At 74.8% G+C, this 21,215-nt stretch carries 17 protein-coding genes; 6 read left to right on the top strand and 11 right to left on the bottom strand.

What is annotated here, in order from left to right:
- The coding region (locus I3F54_RS15700; RefSeq protein ID WP_240119368.1) for a helix-turn-helix transcriptional regulator at positions 1-561 on the top strand (561 nt) is incomplete at its 5' end.
- A 102-nt stretch (positions 562-663) separates the two neighbouring features.
- Here I3F54_RS15700 and I3F54_RS15695 read toward each other — a convergent pair.
- Positions 664-3,267 carry a CHAT domain-containing protein gene (locus I3F54_RS15695; RefSeq protein WP_240119367.1) on the bottom strand — a complete coding sequence of 868 codons (2,604 nt, stop codon included), beginning with the start codon at positions 3,265-3,267 and terminating at the stop codon, positions 664-666.
- Positions 3,268-3,377: 110 nt separating this feature from the next.
- On the opposite strand from I3F54_RS15695, the gene I3F54_RS15690 reads away from it, so the two are divergent.
- The 3 genes from I3F54_RS15690 (at position 3,378) to I3F54_RS15680 (ending at position 6,012) form a co-directional block, all read left to right on the top strand.
- Positions 3,378-4,808: a S8/S53 family peptidase gene (locus I3F54_RS15690; RefSeq protein ID WP_240119366.1), complete on the top strand. Its 1,431-nt coding sequence runs from the start codon at positions 3,378-3,380 to the stop codon at positions 4,806-4,808.
- A 62-nt stretch (positions 4,809-4,870) separates the two neighbouring features.
- Positions 4,871-5,446, top strand: coding sequence for an RNA polymerase sigma factor (locus tag I3F54_RS15685; protein ID WP_240119365.1), 576 nt, complete (start codon positions 4,871-4,873; stop codon positions 5,444-5,446).
- 149 nt (positions 5,447-5,595) lie between these two features.
- On the top strand, positions 5,596-6,012 hold the full coding sequence (locus I3F54_RS15680) for a hypothetical protein (protein ID WP_240119380.1): 417 nt from the start codon (positions 5,596-5,598) through the stop codon (positions 6,010-6,012).
- Between the two features lie 156 nt (positions 6,013-6,168).
- On the opposite strand, the gene I3F54_RS15675 is transcribed toward I3F54_RS15680, so the two are convergent.
- From I3F54_RS15675 to I3F54_RS15635, 9 genes are all read right to left on the bottom strand, one after another.
- A complete protein-coding gene (locus tag I3F54_RS15675) occupies positions 6,169-8,388 on the bottom strand; it encodes an NADP-dependent isocitrate dehydrogenase (RefSeq protein WP_240119364.1) in 2,220 nt (739 codons plus the stop codon).
- A gap of 138 nt (positions 8,389-8,526) precedes the next feature.
- Positions 8,527-9,621 (bottom strand): mechanosensitive ion channel family protein, encoded by a 1,095-nt coding sequence (locus tag I3F54_RS15670; RefSeq protein WP_240119363.1) that lies wholly within the window; start codon positions 9,619-9,621, stop codon positions 8,527-8,529.
- Positions 9,622-9,863: 242 nt separating this feature from the next.
- Positions 9,864-10,061 (bottom strand): antitoxin, encoded by a 198-nt coding sequence (locus tag I3F54_RS15665; RefSeq protein WP_240119362.1) that lies wholly within the window; start codon positions 10,059-10,061, stop codon positions 9,864-9,866.
- 130 nt (positions 10,062-10,191) lie between these two features.
- Entirely contained in the window at positions 10,192-11,109 is a 918-nt protein-coding gene (locus I3F54_RS15660) for a hypothetical protein (protein WP_240119361.1), read from the bottom strand.
- Positions 11,106-12,002: a sigma-70 family RNA polymerase sigma factor gene (locus I3F54_RS15655; RefSeq protein ID WP_240119360.1), complete on the bottom strand. Its 897-nt coding sequence runs from the start codon at positions 12,000-12,002 to the stop codon at positions 11,106-11,108. Before I3F54_RS15655 ends, I3F54_RS15660 begins: the two co-directional genes overlap by 4 nt.
- Positions 11,999-12,259, bottom strand: coding sequence for a hypothetical protein (locus tag I3F54_RS15650; RefSeq protein ID WP_240119359.1), 261 nt, complete (start codon positions 12,257-12,259; stop codon positions 11,999-12,001). The genes I3F54_RS15655 and I3F54_RS15650 overlap by 4 nt, the downstream gene beginning before the upstream one ends.
- A gap of 540 nt (positions 12,260-12,799) precedes the next feature.
- Positions 12,800-13,585, bottom strand: a complete 786-nt coding sequence (locus I3F54_RS15645; protein ID WP_240119358.1) for a crotonase/enoyl-CoA hydratase family protein — start codon at positions 13,583-13,585, stop codon at positions 12,800-12,802.
- 137 nt (positions 13,586-13,722) lie between these two features.
- Complete coding sequence (locus tag I3F54_RS15640; RefSeq protein ID WP_240119357.1) at positions 13,723-14,727, bottom strand: lysylphosphatidylglycerol synthase transmembrane domain-containing protein; 1,005 nt, start codon at positions 14,725-14,727, stop codon at positions 13,723-13,725.
- 258 nt (positions 14,728-14,985) lie between these two features.
- Positions 14,986-15,807, bottom strand: a complete 822-nt coding sequence (locus tag I3F54_RS15635) for a pentapeptide repeat-containing protein (protein ID WP_240119356.1) — start codon at positions 15,805-15,807, stop codon at positions 14,986-14,988.
- A gap of 222 nt (positions 15,808-16,029) precedes the next feature.
- On the opposite strand from I3F54_RS15635, the gene I3F54_RS15630 reads away from it, so the two are divergent.
- The gene (locus I3F54_RS15630) at positions 16,030-16,878 is read left to right on the top strand and encodes a hypothetical protein (RefSeq protein ID WP_240119355.1); all 849 of its coding nucleotides are present in this window, start codon (positions 16,030-16,032) and stop codon (positions 16,876-16,878) included.
- Positions 16,879-16,974: 96 nt separating this feature from the next.
- On the opposite strand, the gene I3F54_RS15625 is transcribed toward I3F54_RS15630, so the two are convergent.
- Positions 16,975-19,170 (bottom strand): SpoIIE family protein phosphatase, encoded by a 2,196-nt coding sequence (locus tag I3F54_RS15625; RefSeq protein WP_240119354.1) that lies wholly within the window; start codon positions 19,168-19,170, stop codon positions 16,975-16,977.
- 862 nt (positions 19,171-20,032) lie between these two features.
- On the opposite strand from I3F54_RS15625, the gene I3F54_RS15620 reads away from it, so the two are divergent.
- Entirely contained in the window at positions 20,033-21,109 is a 1,077-nt protein-coding gene (locus I3F54_RS15620; protein ID WP_240119353.1) for an enoyl-CoA hydratase/isomerase family protein, read from the top strand.
- Positions 21,110-21,215: the final 106 nt, after the last annotated feature.

Below are 21,215 nucleotides of genomic sequence, written 5' to 3'. Positions count from 1 at the left end.
GTCGCGGTGTGGGCCGCGGCCGCCCGCGGCGACATCGGCGCAGCCCTCGCCGCGATCGGTGACGGCGACACCTACGACGCCGTACGCCTCGGCGCCCCCGGGCGGGCGGCGGGGCTGCGGGCGGGCAGCGTCTTCGCCGCGCACGCCGACGCGCTCGCCCGCGGCGACGGGCCGGCTCTGGACCGGGCGGCCGAGGCACTGCGGGAACGCGGCTTCCTGCTCTTCGCCGCCGAGGCGCACGCCCAGGCCGCGGTCGCCCATCGTGACCCGAGTGCCGCCCGCACCGCGCGCACCCGGGCCGTCGCCCTGGCCGGTCGCTGCCAGGGCGCCCGCACGCCCGCCCTGGCCCGGCTGGTCCTCGGCGAACTGACCACCCGGCAGCGGCAGATCGTCACCCTCGCGGCGGCCGGTCTGAGCAACCGCCAGATCGCCGAACGTCTCACCCTGTCCGTCCGCACCGTCGGAAACCACCTCCACAGTGCCTACACGCGCCTCGGCGGCAGCGGCGACCGCACCGCACTGCCGCGGCTGCTGGACCCGCCCGTCGGCCGCCCGGCGTGACCGGCTCCTCGCCGGGCCCCGGCGCCGAGCCGGTGTCGCCGCTCCCGCCCCGGCGGCGCCGCCCCCCGGCGGTCCTGGACGTCCGTCTGCCCCACGGGGCGGTCAGGCGGCGCCGAAGGCCGTGAACGCCCACCCCGTCGCCCGGTGCACCGCGTCGTCCGGGAGGGCGGTACGGGCGTCGCGCAGGGCCTCCGCCAGGGACAGACCGGCGTCGAGGCCCTTGTGCAGGGCGAGCATCAGCGGGACCACGGCGGCGTCGTTGACCGGCGCGCTGGCCGCCACCACCCCCGCCGTGCCGAGCGGCAGCAGGGCGGTGACGAGACCGAGGAGCTCGTCGGCGCCGACGGAGGCGAAACGGGCGGTGTCGCAACAGGACAGGATCAGCCGGTACGGGCTGCGGGCCAGACGTTCGAAGTCGTGGACGATGAGCGGCCCGTCGGCCATCCGCAGCGAGGAGAACAGCGGGCTGTCGTTGCGGAAGGCGCCGTGCGCGGCGATGTGCGCCAGGGCCGCCCCGTCCAGCTCCCCCAGCACCCGCGGCACGCGCGCGCGGTCGTCCTCCAGGACCGTCGCGGCACCGTAGCGGTCGGCGAGTTCCGGCACCTCCGCGCCTCCGGTCGCCAGGCCGGGCCCGCGCACCAGGAGCTGCCGGCCGCCCCGGGGCGGCTCGGTCCCCTGGGCACGCAACCAACTGCTCGCCGACGGCGACACGCTCACCACGCGCTCCCGCAGCGACGGCAGCAGTGCCCAGGGCACACGGTGCAGCCTGCCGGGCGGCACCACCACGACCGGGCCGCCGCCCAGGTGCGCGGCGGCCCCGCCGAGCAGCAGCTCCTCCAGGCGGCGCCCTGCCGCCTCCATCACCGGAAGCCTCGCCTCCGCGCCCGGGTGGGCAAGCCTGCGCAGCCCGGCCTGCACATGCTCCGCCTCGGCTTCCGCCTCCGCGACGGAACCGGCAGTGAAACGCCGTACCCGGCCCTGCCCGCACAGCAGCACATGCACCCGGCCGTCCACCACGGCCAGATCCACCAGCCGCGTGGCACCGAGCCGGGCCAGGAGCCGGGCCGGGTCGAACCGGTCGCCGCCACCGGGCACCTCGCCGCGCAGGTGCAGCGTGCGTGAGCGGATCTCCCGCTCCAGGCGCCGCTGTTCGCGCTCCAGCGCCGGCACCGGACGCCCCTCTGCGCGGGCCTGATCCGCACGCGCGGCGATCTCCCGGAACGCGGTCAGTTCACCCAGCAGCCGCTGGTCGTCCGGGGGCCGGGTGGGCGGCGCGGACAGCGCGGTCGCCCGCCAGCGCTCGCTCCACTCCAGCAGCCGCCGGGGCCCGCCGTGCGCCAGGCTGGCCCGCTGTGCCAGCGCCGCCAGTTCGGCGCCCTGCTCCGTGGCGCGGGCCCGCAGTTCCGAGGCGCCCAGCGTCATCCGGTGGTCGTCGAGGACGTCGAGCCCGTGCCGGCAGGCCTGCAGCACGCCCCGGCCCGACCCGGCCGCCTGCGCCCGCAGGGCCTGGGCCGCCCAGCCCGTCAGACGGGCCAGCGGGGGCCCGCTGCGGCGGCTGCGGGCCGCGTGCGCCAGATGCCGCTCCGCGTCCGCCGTCCAGCCCAGGGAGAGCGCGATCCGCCCGGCCAGCAGCGACGCCGCCGGTGCCGCCGGCGCCCCGGACGAGGCCAGCTTCCCGGCGACGGCCGCCGCGTCCGCGACCAGGCGCCCCGAACCGCGCCCCGCGGCGTGCCGCGCCTCGATGAGGACGAGCTGCGCGTGGGTCTCCCACCAGGAGCGCCGCTGGGCGGCGAACAGCCGTACGGCGACGGCGGCCCGGGCGATCGCCGTGTGCGGGTCGCCGGCCAGCCGGGCCGCCCGGGCGGCGGTCAGCAGCAGCTCCGCCTTGCGGGTGGACTGGCCACCGATCCCGTCCAGCACCTTGATCGCCGCGTCGGCCTCGGCCAGCGCCTCGGGTGCGAGGCCGGCTGCGATCAGCACCTCGCAGCGCCGGATGTTCAGCATGAACGTCGGTGTGCCCAGGCGGGCGTAGCGCTGCTCGGCCTCGTCCAGCAGCCGCAGCGCCACCGGCACGTCACCGGAACGGAACGCGGCCAGGCCCCGGCTCTCCACCGCGTCCGCCTTGTCGTGTTCCTGGCCGGTGGTGTCCCACAGTGCCTCCGCCGCGGTGAAGTCGGCGTCCGCCCGGTCCACCGCGCCCACCGCCAGATGCACCGTGGCGCGCAGGGTCAGCGCCCGCGCGGTCCAGATGACGTCGTTCTCCTGCCGCAGCACCGGTATCGCCCGGCGTACGTCCTCCAGTGCCTCGCGATGGTGGCCCAGCACCCACCAGGCGTAGGCCCGCCGGTACAGCACGCGCGCGCGGGTGTGGCCCGTGGTGCGTACGACCCCTCGTTCGAAGGCGGCCAGACCCTGCCGGGTGCGCCCGGCGTGCACCAGAGCCACCCCGAGGGTGCCGAGCACGTCCCCCTCCCGCTCCGCGCAGTCGGCACGCGCGGCGAGGTCACGGGCGCGCCGCAGGTGACGCAGGGCCAGGCGCATGTCCCCCCAGTCCCGCTGCCAGATGCCGATCACCTGATGGGCGACGGAAGCGGGAAGCGGTGCGGGGTCGCCGGCCAGCAGCGCCTCCGCCCGCGCCAGCGCCTCGCCCGGGGCGGCGAACACCATCGGCAGCAGTTCGAGAACCGCGTCGTTGCCCGCTGTCACCCCACGGATGGTAGTGGTCCGCACGGGTGCGGCACACGGGACCGTCGCTGTATCAAACGGCCGCGCGGCGGCTCAGACTGACGACCACCGCACCTGTGGGAGGACACGCCATGGCACCCCAGCGATTCCGCGAGCAGTTCGACACGATCCGGCGCTCGCTGCCCGACGTCCCCCTGGCGATGGGGCCGGACGACTCCGCCGAGTTCATCTACGAGAAGGGCGTCGTGCTCGCCCGGGACGGCGAGGAGGCCCGGCTCGTCGAGGACACGGTGCGCAGCCACTTCACCGGGGTACGGGGACTCGTCGCCGACCACGTGCGGCGCGCGAGCCCCGAGCGCAACCGCTCCGGCGTCACCCGCATCCGGGTCGGCGAACCGGGCCGGGGCGACGGACGCGGCGACCCGGCCGTGGCGGGCGCCCTGCGCGCGTTGCGCGAGGCGGAGGGGCGTACGGGCCGCCGTCTGATCAGCCGCAACCACGTGGTGTCGATCGCGGTGAACGCCTGCCCCGGAGACGAGCCCGTGCCCGTCCCGCTCACCGCGGGTGCCGACCCGGCACCGGTCCCGGAACCCGACGACGTCGAGCCCGCCGTCTCCGTCCTGGTCGTCGACACCGGTCTCATGCACGACTACCGTGCCTACCCGCCGCTCGCCCGTACCCGGGGCGACCTGCAGAGGGAGGAGACCGACGGGCAGGGTGTGCTGCACCAGTACGTCGGCCACGGGACGTTCATCGCGGGGCTCGTCGCGGCCGTCGCGCCCGCCACCGACATCACCGTCCGCAACACCCTCGACGACGCCGGCGCGATCCTCGAATCCGACTTCGGCGAGGCCCTGTTCGCCGCCGTGGACCGGCAGGGCTGGCCCGACGTCATCAGCGTGTCGGCCGGCACCTCCAACGGCCGTACCGACGGCCTGCTCGGCGTCGACGCCTTCATGCGGGAACTGAGGGAGCAGCGCACCCTGCTGGTCGCCGCGGCCGGCAACAACGCCAGCGCCACCCCGTTCTGGCCCGCCGCCTACGCCGACCTGCCCGGCTTCGAGGACGCGGTGCTCTCGGTCGGCGCACTGCGCAGCGACGGCGAGTTCGGCGCCTGCTTCTCCAACCACGGCCCCTGGGTGAAGGTCTACGCCCCCGGAGAGCGGCTCACCGGCGCCCTCACCGGATTCGAGTCGCCCGTGCCCTACGTCTACCAGCACTCGACCTACGAGGCCTGCCGGTACGGCTTCGACTACACCTGCACCTGCCAGTCGCCGCGCCACACAGGCGTGTTGAGCGACGACGGCAGCACGGTCAAGCCGGACCAGGTCATGTTCGAGGGGCTCGCGCGCTGGAGCGGCACCTCCTTCGCCACCCCTCTGGCCGCCGGACTGGTCGCCGCCCGCATGAGCGCGCACAAGGAGTCCGACCCCCGGGCGGCCCGGCGCCGACTGCTGGCCGAGAACACCGGTTTCGCCGAGGTCCGCGGGACGCATGTGGCGGCGCTGCGGCCCGGGACGTGGAGCCCGGTGCCCGTCGTGCAACCCGCTCTCTCCGCGTGAGGGCCGGGGTCCCCTCGTGCACGGCGTACGATGACTTGCCGTACACGAGGGGTGGGACTGCCGTGGAACGTGCAGATGTCGGCGCGCTCGTCCAGTCCGCCGTCGACGGCGACGGCGCGGCCTGGAAGGCACTGGTGGAAGGGCTCAGTCCGCTCGTCTGGTCCGTGGTACGCGCCCACCGGCTCTCCGACGCCGACTCGCACGAGGTCTACCAGACGGTGTGGTTCCGCTTCGCGCAGCACCTGGGGCGGATCCGGGAACCGCAGAAGGCGGGATCCTGGCTGGCGAGCACGGCACGGCACGAGTCCCTGAAGGTGATCCGAAGCCTCAGCCGGCTCATGCCGACCGACGATCCGCAGCTGCTGGACCGGGTGAGCGAGGACGGCACGCCGGAGCAGTCGCTGCTGGAGGCGGAGGAGGCCGCCGCCGAGAGTGAACGCATCCGGTACCTGTGGCAGGAGTTCGAGGAACTCGGCGATCGCTGCCGCCAGTTGCTGCGGGTGCTGATGGCCTCACCGCCGCCCAGCTACCAAGAGGTGTCCGCCGCCCTGGGTATCGCCGTCGGCAGCATCGGCCCGCTGCGCCAGCGGTGCCTGCGCCGGCTGCGGGCCCGACTCGACGCTCGGGGAGCACTGTGAACGCCGTGAACGACCACGACGGTGACGTCGGCGACGAGCGGGACGTCAGGGACGAGGGTCCTGGCGAGGACGCTGTCGTGGAGGACGCCGTCGACCGGGATGCCTTCGGGCAACACGCCCCCGCCGGTGACGCCTTCGACTGCGCGCGCGTGGAGGAGGCGCTGCGCCGGGCCGCCGCCGTCCTGGACCCGCTGCCGGACGCACTGCGGGAGGTCGCCGTGGACGCCTACGCGCTGCACGACCTCGACGCCCGCATCGCGGAGCTGGCCTTCGACTCCCTCGTCGACGCCCTCCCGGTCCGGGGGGAGACCGGCAACCCGCGCATGCTGACCTTCCGCGCCGGTGAACTGACCGTCGACGTGGAGGTGACGGACGAGGGACTGCTGGGCCAGCTGCTGCCGCCGCAGCAGGCCCGCATCGAGGTCCTCGGCGGACCGCAGACCGGAGCCGTGCTGACCGCCGACACGATGGGCCGTTTCGCCTCCGACGCCCCACTCGCCGGCCCGTTCGCCCTGCGGCTGCGCGCCGGCGGCGCGGTGGTCGTCACCGAGTGGCTGCGCGCCTGACCCGGATCCGGTACGGCACCCGGCTCGGCCCCCGGCGCCACGCGGAACCGGGCCGGGCGGTGACACACCTCCGCCCCGGCCGGGCGGTGCGCGGCCGGGGCGGAGGGCGACCCCTGGGTCACGGCGGGTGGGTGGCCCCGCTTCGGGGCGAGAGCGTCAGCTCAGCGAGGCGAGGGCCTCGTTCCAGGTCGCCGACGGGCGCATGACCGCGGCGACCTTGGCCGGGTCGGGCTGGTAGTAGCCGCCGATCTCGGCCGGTCGGCCCTGGACGGCGATCAGCTCGTCGACGATCTTCTGCTCGTTGGCGGCCAGCGTCTCCGCCAGCGGCTCGAAGGCCTTGGCGAGCTCGGCGTCCTCGGTCTGCCGGGCCAGCTCCTGCGCCCAGTACAGGGACAGGTAGAAGTGGCTGCCGCGGTTGTCGATACCGCCGACACGCCGGGTGGGCGACTTGTCCTCGTTGAGGAAGGTCGCCGTCGCGCGGTCGAGGGCGTCGGCGAGGACCGTGGCGCGGGTGTTGCCGGTGGCCGTCGCGTACTGCTCCAGCGACGGCACCAGGGCGAAGAACTCACCGAGGGAGTCCCAGCGCAGGTAGTTCTCCTTGACCAGCTGCTGGACGTGCTTCGGCGCGCTGCCGCCGGCGCCCGTCTCGAACAGGCCGCCACCCGCCATCAGCGGGACGACCGACAGCATCTTGGCGCTGGTGCCCAGCTCCAGGATGGGGAAGAGGTCGGTCAGGTAGTCACGCAGGACGTTGCCGGTGACGGAGATGGTGTTCTCGCCGCGGCGGATGCGCTCCACCGACAGCCTCGTCGCCTCGACCGGCGACAGGACCTTGATCTCCAGGCCCTCGGTGTCGTGCTCCGCCAGGTACTGCTCGACCTTGGCGATCAGGCTGGCGTCGTGGGCGCGGGTGGCGTCCAGCCAGAACACGGCCGGGTCGCCGGTGGCGCGGGCGCGGGTGACGGCGAGCTTCACCCAGTCGCGGATCGGGGCGTCCTTGGTCTGGCAGGCGCGGAAGATGTCGCCCTCGGCGACCGGCTGCTCGATCAGGACCGTGCCGGCCGCGTCGACGAGGCGGACCGTGCCCGCGGCCGCGATCTCGAAGGTCTTGTCGTGGGAGCCGTACTCCTCGGCCTTCTGGGCCATCAGGCCGACGTTCGGCACCGAGCCCATGCTGGCCGGGTCGTAGGCGCCGTTGGCCCGGCAGTCCTCGATGACGGCCTGGTAGACGCCCGCGTAGGAGGAGTCCGGCAGCACCGCGAGGGTGTCGTGCTCCTCGCCGTCCGGGCCCCACATGTGGCCCGAGGTGCGGATCATGGCCGGCATCGAGGCGTCGACGATGACGTCCGAGGGGACGTGCAGGTTGGTGATGCCCCTGTCGGAGTCGACCATGGCCAGCTCGGGGCCCTCGGCCAGCTCGGCGTCGAAGGAGGCCTTGATCTCGGCGCCGTTCGGCAGGCTCTCCAGGCCCTTGAAGATGCCGCCCAGGCCGTCGTTCGGGGACAGGCCGGCCGCGGCGAGGGCCGCCCCGTACCGCGCGAACGTCTTCGGGAAGAACGCGCGCACCACGTGGCCGAAGATGATCGGGTCGGAGACCTTCATCATCGTGGCCTTCAGGTGCACGGAGAACAGCACACCCTCGGCCTTGGCGCGGGCGATCTGCGCGGCGAGGAACTCACGGAGCTGCGCCACGCGCATCACCGAGGCGTCGACGACCTCGCCGGCGAGGACGGGTACGGACTCGCGCAGGACGGTGGTGGAGCCGTCCTCGGCCACCAGCTCGATCTTCAGCGAGCCGTCCTCGGCGACGACGACGGACTTCTCGGTGGACCGGAAGTCGTGTCCGCCCATGGTCGCCACGTTCGTCCGGGACTCGCCGGACCAGGCGCCCATGCGGTGCGGGTGGGACTTGGCGTAGTTCTTCACCGACGCCGGGGCGCGGCGGTCGGAGTTGCCCTCGCGCAGGACGGGGTTGACGGCGGAGCCCTTGATCCTGTCGTAGCGGGCGCGGATCTCGCGCTCCTCGTCGGTGCGCGGCTCGTCCGGGTAGTTCGGCAGGGCGTAGCCCTGTGCCTGCAACTCGGCGACCGCGGCCTTCAGCTGCGGGATGGACGCCGAGACGTTCGGCAGCTTGACGATGTTGGCCGCGGGGGTCCTGGCCAGCTCACCCAGCTCGCTCAGCGCGTCCGGGATGCGCTGGTCCTCGGTCAGGTACTCCGGGAACACGGCGATGATGCGGCCGGCCAGCGAGATGTCGCGGGTCTCCACGGGGACACCCGCCTGCGCGGCGTACGCCTGGACCACCGGCAGGAAGGAATACGTCGCCAGGGCCGGGGCCTCGTCAGTGTGCGTATAGATGATGGTCGAGTCAGTCACCGGGTGCTCCGCTCCACGTCTGCAACATTGCTCGACATCAAGATATCTCGTGATCGAGGCCGACTCGACAGGGGCCCGTCCACGATGCGGACCGGGGCCGCCGCACGGGCGGCGGCCCCGGTCCGGTCCGGTGTCCGGTCAGTCCAGGCGTGCGGCAGCCACCTCGTCCGCCCCCCGCCCGCTGCGCTGCGGGGGAATCGCGCCCGAGCCGGGCTGGACGGTCACCGTCCGCATCGGGAAGGGGATCTCGATGTGCTCCGCGCGGAAGCGCCGGTGCAGCCGCTTGATGAACTCGTGCTTGATCCGGTACTGGTCGCTGAACTCGCCCACGCCCAGGATCACCGTGAAGTCGATGCTGGAGTCGCCGAACGTGTGGAAGCGCACAGCCGGGTCGTGTTCCGGAACCGCGCCGGTGACCTCGGCCATCGTCTCGGCGACGACCTCCATGGTCACCTTCTCGACGTACTCCAGATCGCTGTCGTAGGAGACGCCGACCTGCACCAGGATGGTCAGCTTCTGCTCGGGGCGGGAGAAGTTCGTCATATTGGTGCTGGCGAGCTGTCCGTTGGGGATCACGATGCGGTTGTTCGACAGCTGGCGGACGGTCGTCTGCCGCCAGTTGACGTCGACGACGTAGCCCTCCTCGCCGCTGCTCAGCCGGATGTAGTCGCCCGGCTGGACGGTCTTGGCGGCGAGGATGTGGATGCCCGCGAAGAGGTTGGCGAGCGTGTCCTGCAGGGCCAGCGCGACGGCCAGACCGCCGACACCCAGGGCGGTGAGCAGCGGCGCTATGGAGATGCCCAGCGTCTGCAGCACCACCAGGAAGCCGATCGCCAGCACCAGCACCCGGGTGATGTTGACGAAGATCGACGCCGACCCGGCGACGCCGGAGCGGGCCTGCGTCACCGAGCGCACCAGACCGGACACGACCCGTGCCGCGGTGAGGGTGACCACCAGGATCAGGAGCACCTGGAGCGTCTTGTTGACGTTCCCGTGCACCACCCTGGCCAGGGGCAGCACCGCCGCCGCGGCTGCCACGCCGCCTGCGATCGCCGCCCACGGCACCACGGTCCGCAGGGCGTCCACGATGATGTCGTCGCCGCTCCACGCGGTCCGCTCGGCGTGCTTGGCGAGCCAGCGCAGCACGATCCGCGCCAGGAAGGCCGCGACCAGGCCGGCGGCCACGGCGACGCCGGCGAGGATCCAGTCGTCCAGGGTCAGGGCGCGGGTCACCGGTCACCTCCGGGAAGACGGTCCGCTGAGCGGAGGGCCGCCGCCGGCCGTATGGGAAGTCTCGTCACGTTGTCACCTGCTCGGTATCCGGAGTGTGCGACCGCGCCGGACCGGGCGAGGCGCCGCGGGCCCCGGCACGAGCGCTCATCCTGCCCTATCCGCGGGCCACGACCGAAACGGGAGCGGCGCGACCGCCGCCCGCCCCGCCGGAGGGAGCGGTGCGGGCCCGGCGGCGCCGGCTGCTACGGGTGGGGCCGGTCCCGGGGGTCCCGGTCGTCCTCGCCGAACTGATCCTTCAGCTTCTCCTGAGCGGTGTCGACCTGGCCGGCGTACGTGCCCCCGGTCCGGTCGTCGACGGCGTCACCCGCCTTGTCCACGGCCCGGTCGGCCTGCTCCTCGTGGCCTTTCAGCAGTTGCTTGAGCTTGTCCATGACACCCATCGGGGCTCCTTCGCCGTTGAGCGGGTGTGGTTTCCGACCTTCACCAGCAAACCCGCCGCCCGCGCGAGGTTCCCGCCCGCGTACTCCGAACGGGCGCCACGGCGCTCCCTGCCCGCCCCGCGGCCGGCGCTCAGGCCGTACGCGTCCAGGAGGCCACCGCCGAGGCGGCCGCCGCGTCGGCGGTGGCCGCCTCGGCCGCCGCGTCGGCCTGCACGGCCGTGACGCGGCCGTCACCGGTCCCGTCGCGGGACACGGCCGCCCGGGACGCCCCGCCGCCCGGTGGCCGGCTGGGCAGGGCCGGGTTGAAGACGCGGCTGATACGGCGGGCCCAGGGCGGGTCGGTCCCCAGCAGGAATCCGATCCGGTCGGCGAACCGGGGCTCGGGCACGGGGATCTCCACCCCTGGATACCGCAGGTAACCATGGGTGACGGCGCGGGCGACGTAGTTGGTGACCGCGTCCGCACGGTGGGGCAGGCGCCGCCGGCCGGGGGCCGCGAGGTGGCTGAGGATCCGCAGGACCGTGGGGACGCTGGCGTCGAAGCGGAATCCGCCCTGTGACGGGCACACCCCGGCGACGGGCAGCGGGTCGGCCTCCACGGCCTGGGCGAGGCCCGTCTGGTCGTGCCAGAAGGCGCCGGCGTGGCTCTCCCCGCGGGCGTGGTGGTGCAGGGAGAGGCAGTAGGCGGCGGGGGAGTGGCCGGCGCCGGCGGCGTACTGCCACCAGAACCGGGCGCCCTCGTCGACGCCGGCCAGGTGCAGCGCGCAGCCCAGCAGCCAGGCACCGGGCGGCTCGGGCAGCTGGTCGGTGAGGAACTCCAGTGTGCCGGGCGCCACCGCCGTCACGACGACCTCGCAGAGGCGGTCGAGTTGCTCGGCGGCGGTTCCGTCGCCGAGCGGCTCGCCGGGCGGGGCGGCGGCCGGATCGGCGGTGAGGTCGAGGTAGGCGCAGTCTTCGTAGGCCACGGTGTCGGCGGGCACGTCGGGGGCCCGGTGCAGGCGGGCGCGGGCGAGGAGGGCGTCGACGGCGGTCATGGCGGCTGGGTTCACTCCCGGGGACTGTGTGGGCGGAGGAGGCGTTCGAGGGTGGCGCGGGCGTGGTGGTCGACGGCGTGAGTGATCGCCGGACTCAGGCCGAGCACGTCGGGAACGGAGTCCAGGGGCATGCCGCACAGGTAGCGCAGCACGGCCACGTCCATCTGGTCCTGGGGCAGGCGCCCGATCGCGTCGAAGAGGTCGACCAGCTCGCTGAGGACCACGACATGGCCGGGCACGCCGTCGTGGACCTCGGCGGTGGAGAAGACGGTGGCCCGCAGGTCGGGGTGGCCCTCGTGATGGCGGTGGGCGCGGGCCATGACCCGCGACCGCAGCAGCCGCCAGGCGTAACGGCGGATGTTCTCGCTGCTACCGGCGTCGCGCCAGCACAGCCACAGGACGTCGAACGTCTCCGCCACCACCCAGCGGGCGCGGCCTTCGGTGAGCAGGAAGGCGCGCGCGTAGTCGGTGTACGCGCGGGTCACCGCCTCGGTGAAGGCCCGGTGGGCCAGGGGCGGGGGTTCCGGCTGGAGGGCGACCTGCTGGATGCAGTGCTCGATCCAGCCGGGCTCCTTGCGCGCCTCCCGGGCCGCCGCCGTCCACAGTCGGAGCATCGGCCCGCAGGGCAGGCCCAGGGCGCGGATCACGCTGAAGGTGATCTCCCAGGCCGGGTAGTAGCCGTTGCCGCGCAGCAGCTCGCTTATCCGGGTCTTGGAATAGCCGGACCGGTCGACGAGGTCGTCGAGCGTCAGTCCGCTGGCGAACAGGAAGCCGCGGACCGGCTCCAGCCAGGCCCGGTGCGACAGGCCGGCGGTGTCGGAGATGGGGGCCGGCTTGCGGCCCCGCCGGCCGCCCGCGGGGAAGGTGTCCTGCGGGGGCGGCCGGTCGGCGTCGGGGGACCAGATCATCGGGGCGGCTCCTGTCCGCCGCCGGAGAGGCGGCCGGGACCTGCCGGCGGCCGGTCGTCGGGGCCGGGGGAGCCGGCGGCCGGGTGGCAGCCGTCGGGGGCGGTCAGGGCCTGCACGATCTGCTGCACGAGCAGGCCCAGGGACGGGAGCAGGGCGGCGGCGGCCGCGACCTGTCCCAGCACGGTCATCACCGTGCTCCACGTGAGGACCGTCACCAGGACGGCAACGGTCACCACCTTCTTACTCGACATGAACATCGGGATTTCTATGAGCGGCTGGCTGACCAACAGCCCTCTCCGGCGGCGGTGCTGAAGCGCCGTCGGGAAGGCGGGCAGACAGCATGGCGCGGCCGCCGCCCGGAACGCCATGTGATCGCGGGGTTGCGGAACAATGCCCCCGGAGCGGCCGGGCGCCGCCAGCGCACCCCCCGCGCGTCCCCGCGACCGGAACAGCCGATGATTCAACCCTTTGAGGGGGAAACATCGCATCTGCCCGCGCCTTGCCGGGCGAACCCGCATCATGTGCGGCAAGGCGCCACTTGACGCCGCATCGGGAAGCCGTGCGGTCCCCTGTGCTGAGGAACCGTCCAAGAGGGGGCCGCACGGCACGGACGCGCCCGGCCGCAGCACCGGCGTCCGTCAGCAGCACGGCGCACGCTCACCAGTCCCCTCCGGGGTGCGACCGCGCGGCGGGGACGCGACGGCCCGCGGGGTCCTGGCCGTCACCGGCCGCCGTGCCGCGTCGGGGCCGGTCCGTACAGGGGCCTGCGTGGCTCCCGTACCGCCGCCTGCCGCCGCTCAGGGCCACCGTGGCGCATCGGCGTCCTCGCCGAACGCGCCGTGCCGCCCCGCCCCCGCCGCGAACCGCGCGGCCCCCTCCAGCCCCTCGGCCAGCACCCCTGCGCCGAGGCGGAGTTCGCGCAGCAGCGCCGTCCCCTCGGGCACGCCCTCCTGATCGAGGACCGACGCCCGGTCCGAGCGCAGGCAGGCCTGCGGGAAGGCGGCGATCCCCGCAGCCAGTTCCTCCGCGGCCGTCCGCGCCGTGCCGGCCGGCACCAGACGGTTGGCCAGGCCCATCTCGTACGCCTCGCGGGCCGGCACGGGACGGCCCGTCAGGATCATGTCGAGCGCGCGGCTCGTGCCGACCAGCCGCGGCAGCCGCACCGTGCCGCCATCGATCAGCGGAACCCCCCAACGGCGGCAGAAGACACCGAAGACCGCGTCCTCCTCGGCGACCCGCAGATCGCACCACAGCGCCAGCTCCAGCCCCCCGGCCACGGCGTGCCCGCAGACGGCGGCGATCACCGGCTTGGACAGGCGCAGCCGCGTCGGCCCCATCGGGCCGTCGCCGTCCTCCGCGACGCGGTTGCCGCGCCCGCCGCCCATCGCCTTCAGGTCCGCACCCGCGCAGAAGGTGCCGCCCTCTCCCCACAGCACCGCTGCCCGGGCCTCCTCGTCCGCATCGAACTCCCGGAAAACGGCAGCGAGTTCCGCGGCGGTCGGGCCGTCCACGGCGTTGCGGACCTCGGGCCGGGAGAGCACGACGGTGGTGACGGGGCCTCGGCGTTCGACGCGGACGGACACAGTGGATCCCCTTCTGTACGGCGACGCCCGCACGTTACCCGCACAGTGCGGCACCGCCGTCCGCGGGCGGCGGCTCAGGCGCGGTGGAGGCCGCCGGAACGGCACCCGGACGCGTGTCCGCACCGCCGCCCCGGCGCTCAGATCAGCCTCAGCCGCACCAGGGCCCCCAGCGTCACCGCCCCCGGTACCAGCGGCAGCCAGACGGTGATGATCCGGTACGCCAGCACCACCGCCGTCGTGACCGCGGCCGGCCCGCCCGCCGCGACGAGGGCGACGACGAGGGCCGCCTCGACGGAGCCGATCCCGCCCGGCGTCGGCACCAGGGCCACGGCGGCCGTCGCCGCCAGGTAGGCGACCGCGATGTGCCCGGGCGGCACCGGCAGCCCCAGCGCCCGCCCCACCAGGACCAGTCCGGCGGCCTGCAGTGCGGGGAAGGCCAGCGAGCCACCCCACAGGGCCAGGGCCCGCGCGGGACGGGCGTGCACCGACCGTGCCTCGCCCAGGGCGGTGCGCACGAATCCGGCCACGGCCCTGCGCAGCCGCCCGACGAGCGTCACCGCGGCCGACGCGGCGACCGCCACCGCCACCGCGCCGACGGCCGGCAGCAGCGGCCCGCCCGCCCGCTCGGGCAGCAGCGTGCCGAGCCGCAGCGCGCCGGGAAAGGCGACCAGCAGTACGGCCAGCAGCGCCAGTCTTCCCACGCTCTCCGCGAGCAGGTACAGCACGAGGGCGGCCGAGGAGCGGGCCGGGGGCACCCCGCACGCCGTCATGAAGCGGAGATTGACGGCGCCGGCTCCGAGCCCGGCCGGCAGCAGATGGTTGGCGGCGCCCGCGGCGAACTGCGTGGCCAGCAAACGCCGTCGGGGCAGCGGCTCGACGACCGCGCCCTGCCGGGTGAGGGCTGCCGCCACCCAGGTGAGACAGGTCGCGCAGCCCGCCGCGGCCAGCCATGGCCACTGGGCGTTCCGCAGCAGGCCGGCTCCCTCGGCGAGCACCGATCGGTGCTGCACGGCGACGACCGCGACGAGCGGGAGCGGAAGCAGGCACAGCACCTGCCGGACCGGCGCGCGGCGGGCGGGGCGCCCCCGGCGACGGCGGGGGCGGGGGAGCCGGGCGGACTCGGGAAGGCGCACTGCGGTCACACCGGTCGAGGTTCTCCGCCGCGCGCCAACCACGGGTTGCGGGGACGGGGACGGCACGTGGCCGGCGGCCGTCGCCTCGCGCCGCAGGGGCCGGCCGGGCCGGGTCCGGCTCGGGGTTCCGGACCCGGCCCGGCCGGAGGCCGCACCCGAGAGGCGGTGAGGGGACGCCGCCCGCCGGGTGCCGGTGCGCTTCAGTTAACGGTGCCGGTGCAGGGCCCGCATCTCCGGTGCGGCGAACGGGCGGCGTGCGCGGTACGGCTACCAGTGCGCCGGCCGCTCCAGCCGCTCGGGCAACCGGGTGGCCGTGTCGCCCCGCGCCGCGTCCAGCTGGGCCTGGGTGAGGAAGACGCAGCCCGTCAGGTCGGCGCCGCGCAGGTCGGCGTCACGCAGGTCCGCGCCGATGAGGTCGGCACCGCGCAGGTCGGCACCGGCGAGGTCGGCCGCGACCAGCAGTGCCCCGCGCAGGCTCGCCCCGGCGAGGTCCGCCCCGGCGAGGCGGGCGCCCATCAGGTCGGCCCCGCGGTGGTCGCGCCTCCGGCCGGGCACGTCCGCCCGGTACAGCTCGCTCGTGCGCAGCAGGAGCGCGTTGACCTCGCCGCGCAGCGCGTTGACGTCCACCGCCGCAAGCGCGTCGGAATCCTGCAGGCTCAGGGCGCCGACCCGGTCGTGAGCCTCGCGCAGCTCCCGGTGGACGGGCCGCGCCGCGCGCAGGCCGAGGGCCTCGTCGACGTACCACAGCAGCTCGTGCAGCTGCCGCATCACCGCGAACGAGGCGAACATGGCGCCCGCGCGCTCCGGTGCGGCGCGCCAGTCCGTCCCGCCGAAGGTCACCTGCGAGACCTTCTGCCCCGCCCCGAAGCAGTCGAAGACCGTACAGCCCGGGTAGCCCTCCTGCCGAAGCCGCGTGTGGATGCCGCAGCGGAAGTCCTCCCGCAGGTTCGCGCACGGCTTCCCGGCGGGCTTGTCGGCCGCGAAGTCCGCGGAGCGGGCGAAGGGCAGGGCGACGCAGCACAGCCCGAAGCAGGCGGAGCAGTCGGCCCGCAGCTGAGCATGGCCGGCGGCGGGGTTTGGGGGCTCCACGGTGACGCTCTCCTGATTCTCCTGATCCGCAGGACGCGAAAGCCCCCATTGTCGCAGGCCGTCGCCGCCGGAACACCACACGGGACGAGGAGGCGCCGCACGGGAGCGAGTCTTTCGGGGTTGCGCAATCCGGGGAACGTTAGACTCGCCAGTCCGCACACGCAGTTCGGCGCGGCCGTCCCGTAGGCACGAGGGCGTCGCGCAGCACTCTTCGGGGGACACATGACGGAGGCCGGGCCGTCGGTACGGGAGATCGGTGTTGTCTTCGAGCGCGTCCTCGACCAGGCCCTGGACACCCAGCAGGTGCGGGACGCCCTTGCCCGGTCCGGGGGAGCCCCGGGCCGGGAGCAGCTGCGCAGGCGGGCCCGGCAGGCGCGAACGGCCATCACCTCCACGGCGGCCGTCGAGTACGACGCGTACGTCCGGACCCGCGCCGGCGCGGACGGATCCGGTGTCGCGGTGGAAGCGGCCGGTGACGCAGCCCGACCGGGGGGAACCGGCGGGCCGCTCCCCCCGCCGGCCGTCCTGGTGCCCGCTCTGTCCGGCGGGATCGCCGCCCTTCTGCTGCTGGCGGGGTACGGGGTGAGCGCACTGGGCGGCCGTCCCTACGTCGGCGGCGGCCTGATGACGGCGGGTCTGATGGCGGGGGCCCTGGCTGTGGGAGCGGGAGCCGCCGACGTCGTCTGGACGTGGGCGACGGGGACCGCCGCACGCGATCATCCCGCCGCTGCCGGCGAGGAGCCGGCCGACGCCGGCCCGACCGCGACGAGGGCCCGGGAGGCCTGGGAGCTGGCCATGCTGGAACGGGGAGCCGTCCCCTTCCTCCTGGGGCGCCTGGAGGAAGCGGCCATGTCACAGCACCCCGCCCCCGGCACCCCGGCCGCCCCTGCCGGGGCCACGGCGTCCGGGCCGGTGTCCGCGTGCCCGCTGCCCGGGCGCTGCGCGCGGGCCGCCAAGGGGTTGCTCGACCGCCTCGCCCCGGCCGTCACGCGGGACGGGTACCTGTGCGCCGACTGCGCGCGCGGGGGTACGGGAGAGGACCGCGACGGACAGCGCCGCTCGTTCCGCTGATCCGACCGGGCGCAGTCCGGCACTGCGGCTCGCGTCCGGGCCGCCCGTGTCACCCCCCGCCGCGTGCCGAGGGGGTCCCCCGCCCGGCGGCCGTGGTCACGAGCGGCTCGGGCGGCTGCCGTCGGCGGAGAGGGACTGCTCGGCCCAGATGACCTTGCCCTCGCGGCTGTACCGGGTGCCCCAGCGATCGGAGAGCCGGGCCACCAGCATCAGGCCCCGGCCGCCCTCGTCGAGGGAGCGGGCGCGGCGCAGGTGCGGTGCGGTGCCGGCGGCGTCGAAGACCTCGCAGGTCAGGGTCGACTGAAGGATCAACCGCAGGTGTATGGGGCCCTCTCCGTAGCGGATCGCGTTCGTGACCAGCTCGCTGATGATCAGCTCCGTGCCGAAGGTCAGCTCCTCCAGCTCCCAGGCCGCCAGCGTCTCGGACGTGTAGACGCGGGCCCCGGCGACCGCGGCCGGGTCCGAGGGGAGGTCCAGGGTGGCGACGTGGTCCGGATCGAGGGCCCGGGTCCGTGCCACCAGGAGCGCCACGTCGTCGGAGGGGCGGCTGGGCAGCAGGGCGGCCAGCAACCGGTCGCAGATCTCGTCCGGCACGTCGGACGCACCGGTGAGGATGTCCCGCAGTACCACCCGGGCGGTGTCCATGTCGCGCGTGCGGCCCTGGAGCAGACCGTCGGTGTACAGGGTCAGCAGGCTGCCCTCGGGCACCTCGAACTGGGCCGTCTCGAAGGGGAGACCACCGAGTCCCAGGGGAGGTCCGATCGGCAGATCCGGGAAGTCGACCGTCCGCGGGGCCGGTCCGTCACCCCGTACGGAGCGGGGACTCGCCACCGCCGGCAGCACATGGCCCGCACTCGCCAGTGAGCACATCCGGGACACCGGATCGTAGACCATGTACAGGCAGGTGGCGCCGAGTTCGCCGTCGCCGCGCGTCCCCTCGCGCTGCAGGCGGATCACGACGTCGTCCAGGTGCGTGAGCAACTCGTCGGGCATCAGGTCGATGTCGGCGTAGGCGCGGACGGCCGTGCGCAGCCGGCCCATCGTGGCGGAGGCGTGCAGGCCGCGGCCGACGACGTCGCCCACGACGAGCGCGACGCGGGCACCCGACAGCGGAATCACGTCGTACCAGTCGCCGCCCACGCCCGCACGGGAACCACTGGGCAGGTAGCGGGAGGCCGCCACGACGGCGGACTGCTCCGCCGGGCGCTGCGGCAGCAGGCTGCGCTGGAGGGTGAGGGCGGTGGAGCGCTCCCGGGTGTAGCGGCGGGCGTTGTCGATGTGCACGGCCGCTCTGCCGGCCATCTCCTGGGCCAGCAGGAGGTCGTCCTCGTCGAAGGGGGCGGCGGTGCGGTGGCGGAAGAACTGGGCGAGGCCCAGGGTGTCGCCGCGGGCCCGCAGCGGCAGCAGAAGGACCGACCGGAAGTCGGGGTCGTCCGCGGCCTCCCCGCCTTCCGGTGCGGGCTCCCAGCACGCGGGCGGGTCGGAGGCCCTGGTGCGGTACACGCGCGCCTGCCCGGTGGCCAGCGCCCGGGCCGGCTCGGAGCCCGGGGGGTAGGAGTGCGTCCGGCCGCGGCCGACGGTGCCGGCCGCCCCGCTGTCCCGGGAGGACAGCTCGGCGACACGGCGCAGCAGGGGTGGGGCCGTCGGCGGAGCCGGCGTGTGCGCGTCGGGGTGCAGCAGGAAGTCCAGGAGGTCGACGGCGACGAGGTCGGCGAAGTCGTCGGTGCCGACGTCCGCCAGTTCCTGCGCGGTGCGGGTCATGTCGAGCGTGGTACCGATGCGCCGGCTCGCCTCGTTGGTCACCACGAGCCGGCGCTGCACCCGGCGGTCGCGCTCCAGCTGATAGGTGGCGACGACCTGTTCCGAGCCGCGGTCGACGTACTCGAAGGCCGCCGCGATCAGCCGGGTCGCCGCGGCGTTGAACAGCTCCAGGTCGTCGGTCAGCCGGGTGGCCTCGCCCAGGATGAACTGGAGCAGGCACATGTGGCCGAGGCGGTAGGCCCGCAGCAGCGAGCTGAGCGGCACCCCGCCCTGGGCGAAGCGGCGGGCGACCTCCAGCGCCTCGGGCGGCGCCTGGACCCGGGTCACGTCGGCGCGGTTCTCGAGCACGTCCAGGAAGGTGCTGACGTGCACGGCCGTCTCGTTCACCGCCATGGCGGCGAGGCCGTCGTACTTCCACAGCTCGGGCAGGTCGTTGCGCAGGCGCTGCAGCAGCGTCCCGGCCGCCCGGTCCTCTCGCGGTCTCAGCTCCTGGGCCAGCCTGAGCAGGAAGGCGTCGACGTCGCTGCCCATACCGGAAACGTACCCAAGCCCCGCACGGTGCGCGCGTCCGGACCGCCCCGGCGGAGTCCGGGGCAAGACCCCGCGGCGTCCCGACCGGGGGCCGAAGGCTCGCGAACCGCGGCCCGTGTGGCGCGCGCGTGGCGCGCCCGCCCCGACCTGATGCGGAGGTGGAATCGGCTCGGATGTGCCCCGCATCAGCGCGCCGCACGGCCCCGTGACGAAGCCGGAGGAGAGCCGGCCGGGCGGCCGGCGGGGATGCGGACCGGGCTCGCCGTCGTCTGCCGGACCCTCTCCGGCGCCGCGCCTGACCACGCGGAAGGGGAGAGCGGGGCGCGCACCCGGCTCCGACGGGGCGGTGAACGGACGGGGACGGCGCCCGGGCACGTCACGTGATCGCACCACTGGATCTACCAGGACGTCCGACTATATATTCGGGCGCGGGCCCGCGGTGCGGGGAAGCCGGTGCGACTTTCGGCCCGCTCCCGCCGCTGTGACCGGGGGGTACGCCGTCGAGCTGGACGCCGCTGACGGGCTGGACGTCGGGACGGCGGCCGGCGCGTTCCCGTCCGGGGGCCGGGACACCGGCCGCGGGACGGTCCGAGTGGTCCACCAGGATGGAGCCGACACGCATGGCACCGGCCCCCGCCGACCCGGCGGGACCACCCCGCACCGCCTCCCGCGCAGCGGTCCCCACCACCGTCTTCGACCGGCGCTTCCCACGCCGCGCGGGCGCCGGGGCGGGACGGGAACGCGGGGGCGGAGGAGCGAGGGCGGGAGCCGTCGTGACGTACGTGTCAAACAGCGAAGGAAGCGACGAGAACATGCATGGCATCGTGGCCCGCGGCCCGGCCGGCCAGACGGAGGCGTCCGGATGACCGCCACCGGCGAACCCGTCCTGTTCCGCACCTCGGGCCGGACCGCCCGCATCACGCTCAACCGGCCGAGGGCCCTCAACGCCCTCGACCACGAGATGGTGCGCCGCATCGACGAGGCCCTGACGACCTGGGAGCACGACCCGGCAGTGGAGGCCGTCGTCGTCTCGGGCGCGGGGGAACGCGGCCTGTGCGCGGGCGGGGACATCCGTGCCGTCCACGGCGACGCCCGCGACGGCGACGGCACCGCCTCCGCGGCGTTCTGGCGCGACGAGTACCACCTCAACGCCCGCCTCGCCCGCTACCCGAAACCCTGTGTCGCCCTGATGGACGGCATCGTGATGGGCGGCGGCGTCGGCATCTCGGCGCACGGCAGCGTCCGGATCGTCACGGAGCGCTCCCGGATCGCGATGCCGGAGACCGGCATCGGCTTCGTCCCCGACGTCGGCGGCACCTATCTCCTGGGCCGGGCGCCGGGCGAGGTGGGCATGCACCTGGCGTTGACCGGTGCGGAGATCGGCGCGGGCGACGCCCTGATGTGCGGGCTGGCCGACCACTACATGCCGTCCGACGCCCTCGGCGCCTTCACCGACGACCTCACCGCCCTGCCCCTGCGGGACGCCCTCGCCCGGCATGTGCGGCCCGCGCCGGAAGGAGAACTGGCGCAGCGGAGGGAGTGGATCGACGCCTGCTACGCCGCCGGGACGGTCGAGGAAGTCGTGGACCGGCTGCTCGACCACGGCGATCCCGCGGCCAAGGAGGCGGCGGCCACCCTGCTCACGCGATCACCGACCGCGCTGAAGGTCACCTTCGCCGCACTGCGCCGCGCCCGCCGCCTCGGATCGCTGGAGGAGGTCCTCGACCAGGAGTACCGCGTCTCCTGTGCCGCTCTGAGCACAGCGGACCTGGTGGAGGGCATCCGTGCCCAGGTCGTCGACAAGGACCGCCGTCCGCGCTGGACGCCGCGGACCCTCGCCGAGGTCACCGATGCCGGCGTCGACCGCTTCTTCGCCCCGCTCGGCGACCGTGAGCTGGGCCTCGCCGGACCGGGCACCCTCCCGGACGCGGGCCGGTGACCAGGACCGCCGTGGGCCGCGGCGCCGGGTGTGGGGCCGCTCCGTGACCGTCACCTCGGCCGGGGCCGCTCACAGGGTGTGCGGCCAGGACCCGCCCCCCCGGGCG

Source organism: Streptomyces sp. MUM 2J, from assembly GCF_022414535.1.
Lineage (GTDB): Bacteria > Actinomycetota > Actinomycetes > Streptomycetales > Streptomycetaceae > Streptomyces.
Note: the sequence above shows the minus strand (reverse complement) of the source record. Positions and strands in the feature narration are given on the sequence as shown.

What these genes read in the sequence shown, in the direction of transcription:
- I3F54_RS15665 (WP_240119362.1), bottom strand. Translation starts at nt 10,061, where the DNA reads ATGGGTGTCATGGACAAGCTCAAGCAACTGCTGAAAGGCCACGAGGAG.
- I3F54_RS15630 (WP_240119355.1), top strand. Translation starts at nt 16,030, where the DNA reads ATGACGGAGGCCGGGCCGTCGGTACGGGAGATCGGTGTTGTCTTCGAG.
- I3F54_RS15625 (WP_240119354.1), bottom strand. Translation starts at nt 19,170, where the DNA reads ATGGGCAGCGACGTCGACGCCTTCCTGCTCAGGCTGGCCCAGGAGCTG.
- I3F54_RS15690 (WP_240119366.1), top strand. Translation starts at nt 3,378, where the DNA reads ATGGCACCCCAGCGATTCCGCGAGCAGTTCGACACGATCCGGCGCTCG.
- I3F54_RS15655 (WP_240119360.1), bottom strand. Translation starts at nt 12,002, where the DNA reads ATGATCTGGTCCCCCGACGCCGACCGGCCGCCCCCGCAGGACACCTTC.
- I3F54_RS15650 (WP_240119359.1), bottom strand. Translation starts at nt 12,259, where the DNA reads ATGTTCATGTCGAGTAAGAAGGTGGTGACCGTTGCCGTCCTGGTGACG.
- I3F54_RS15620 (WP_240119353.1), top strand. Translation starts at nt 20,033, where the DNA reads ATGACCGCCACCGGCGAACCCGTCCTGTTCCGCACCTCGGGCCGGACC.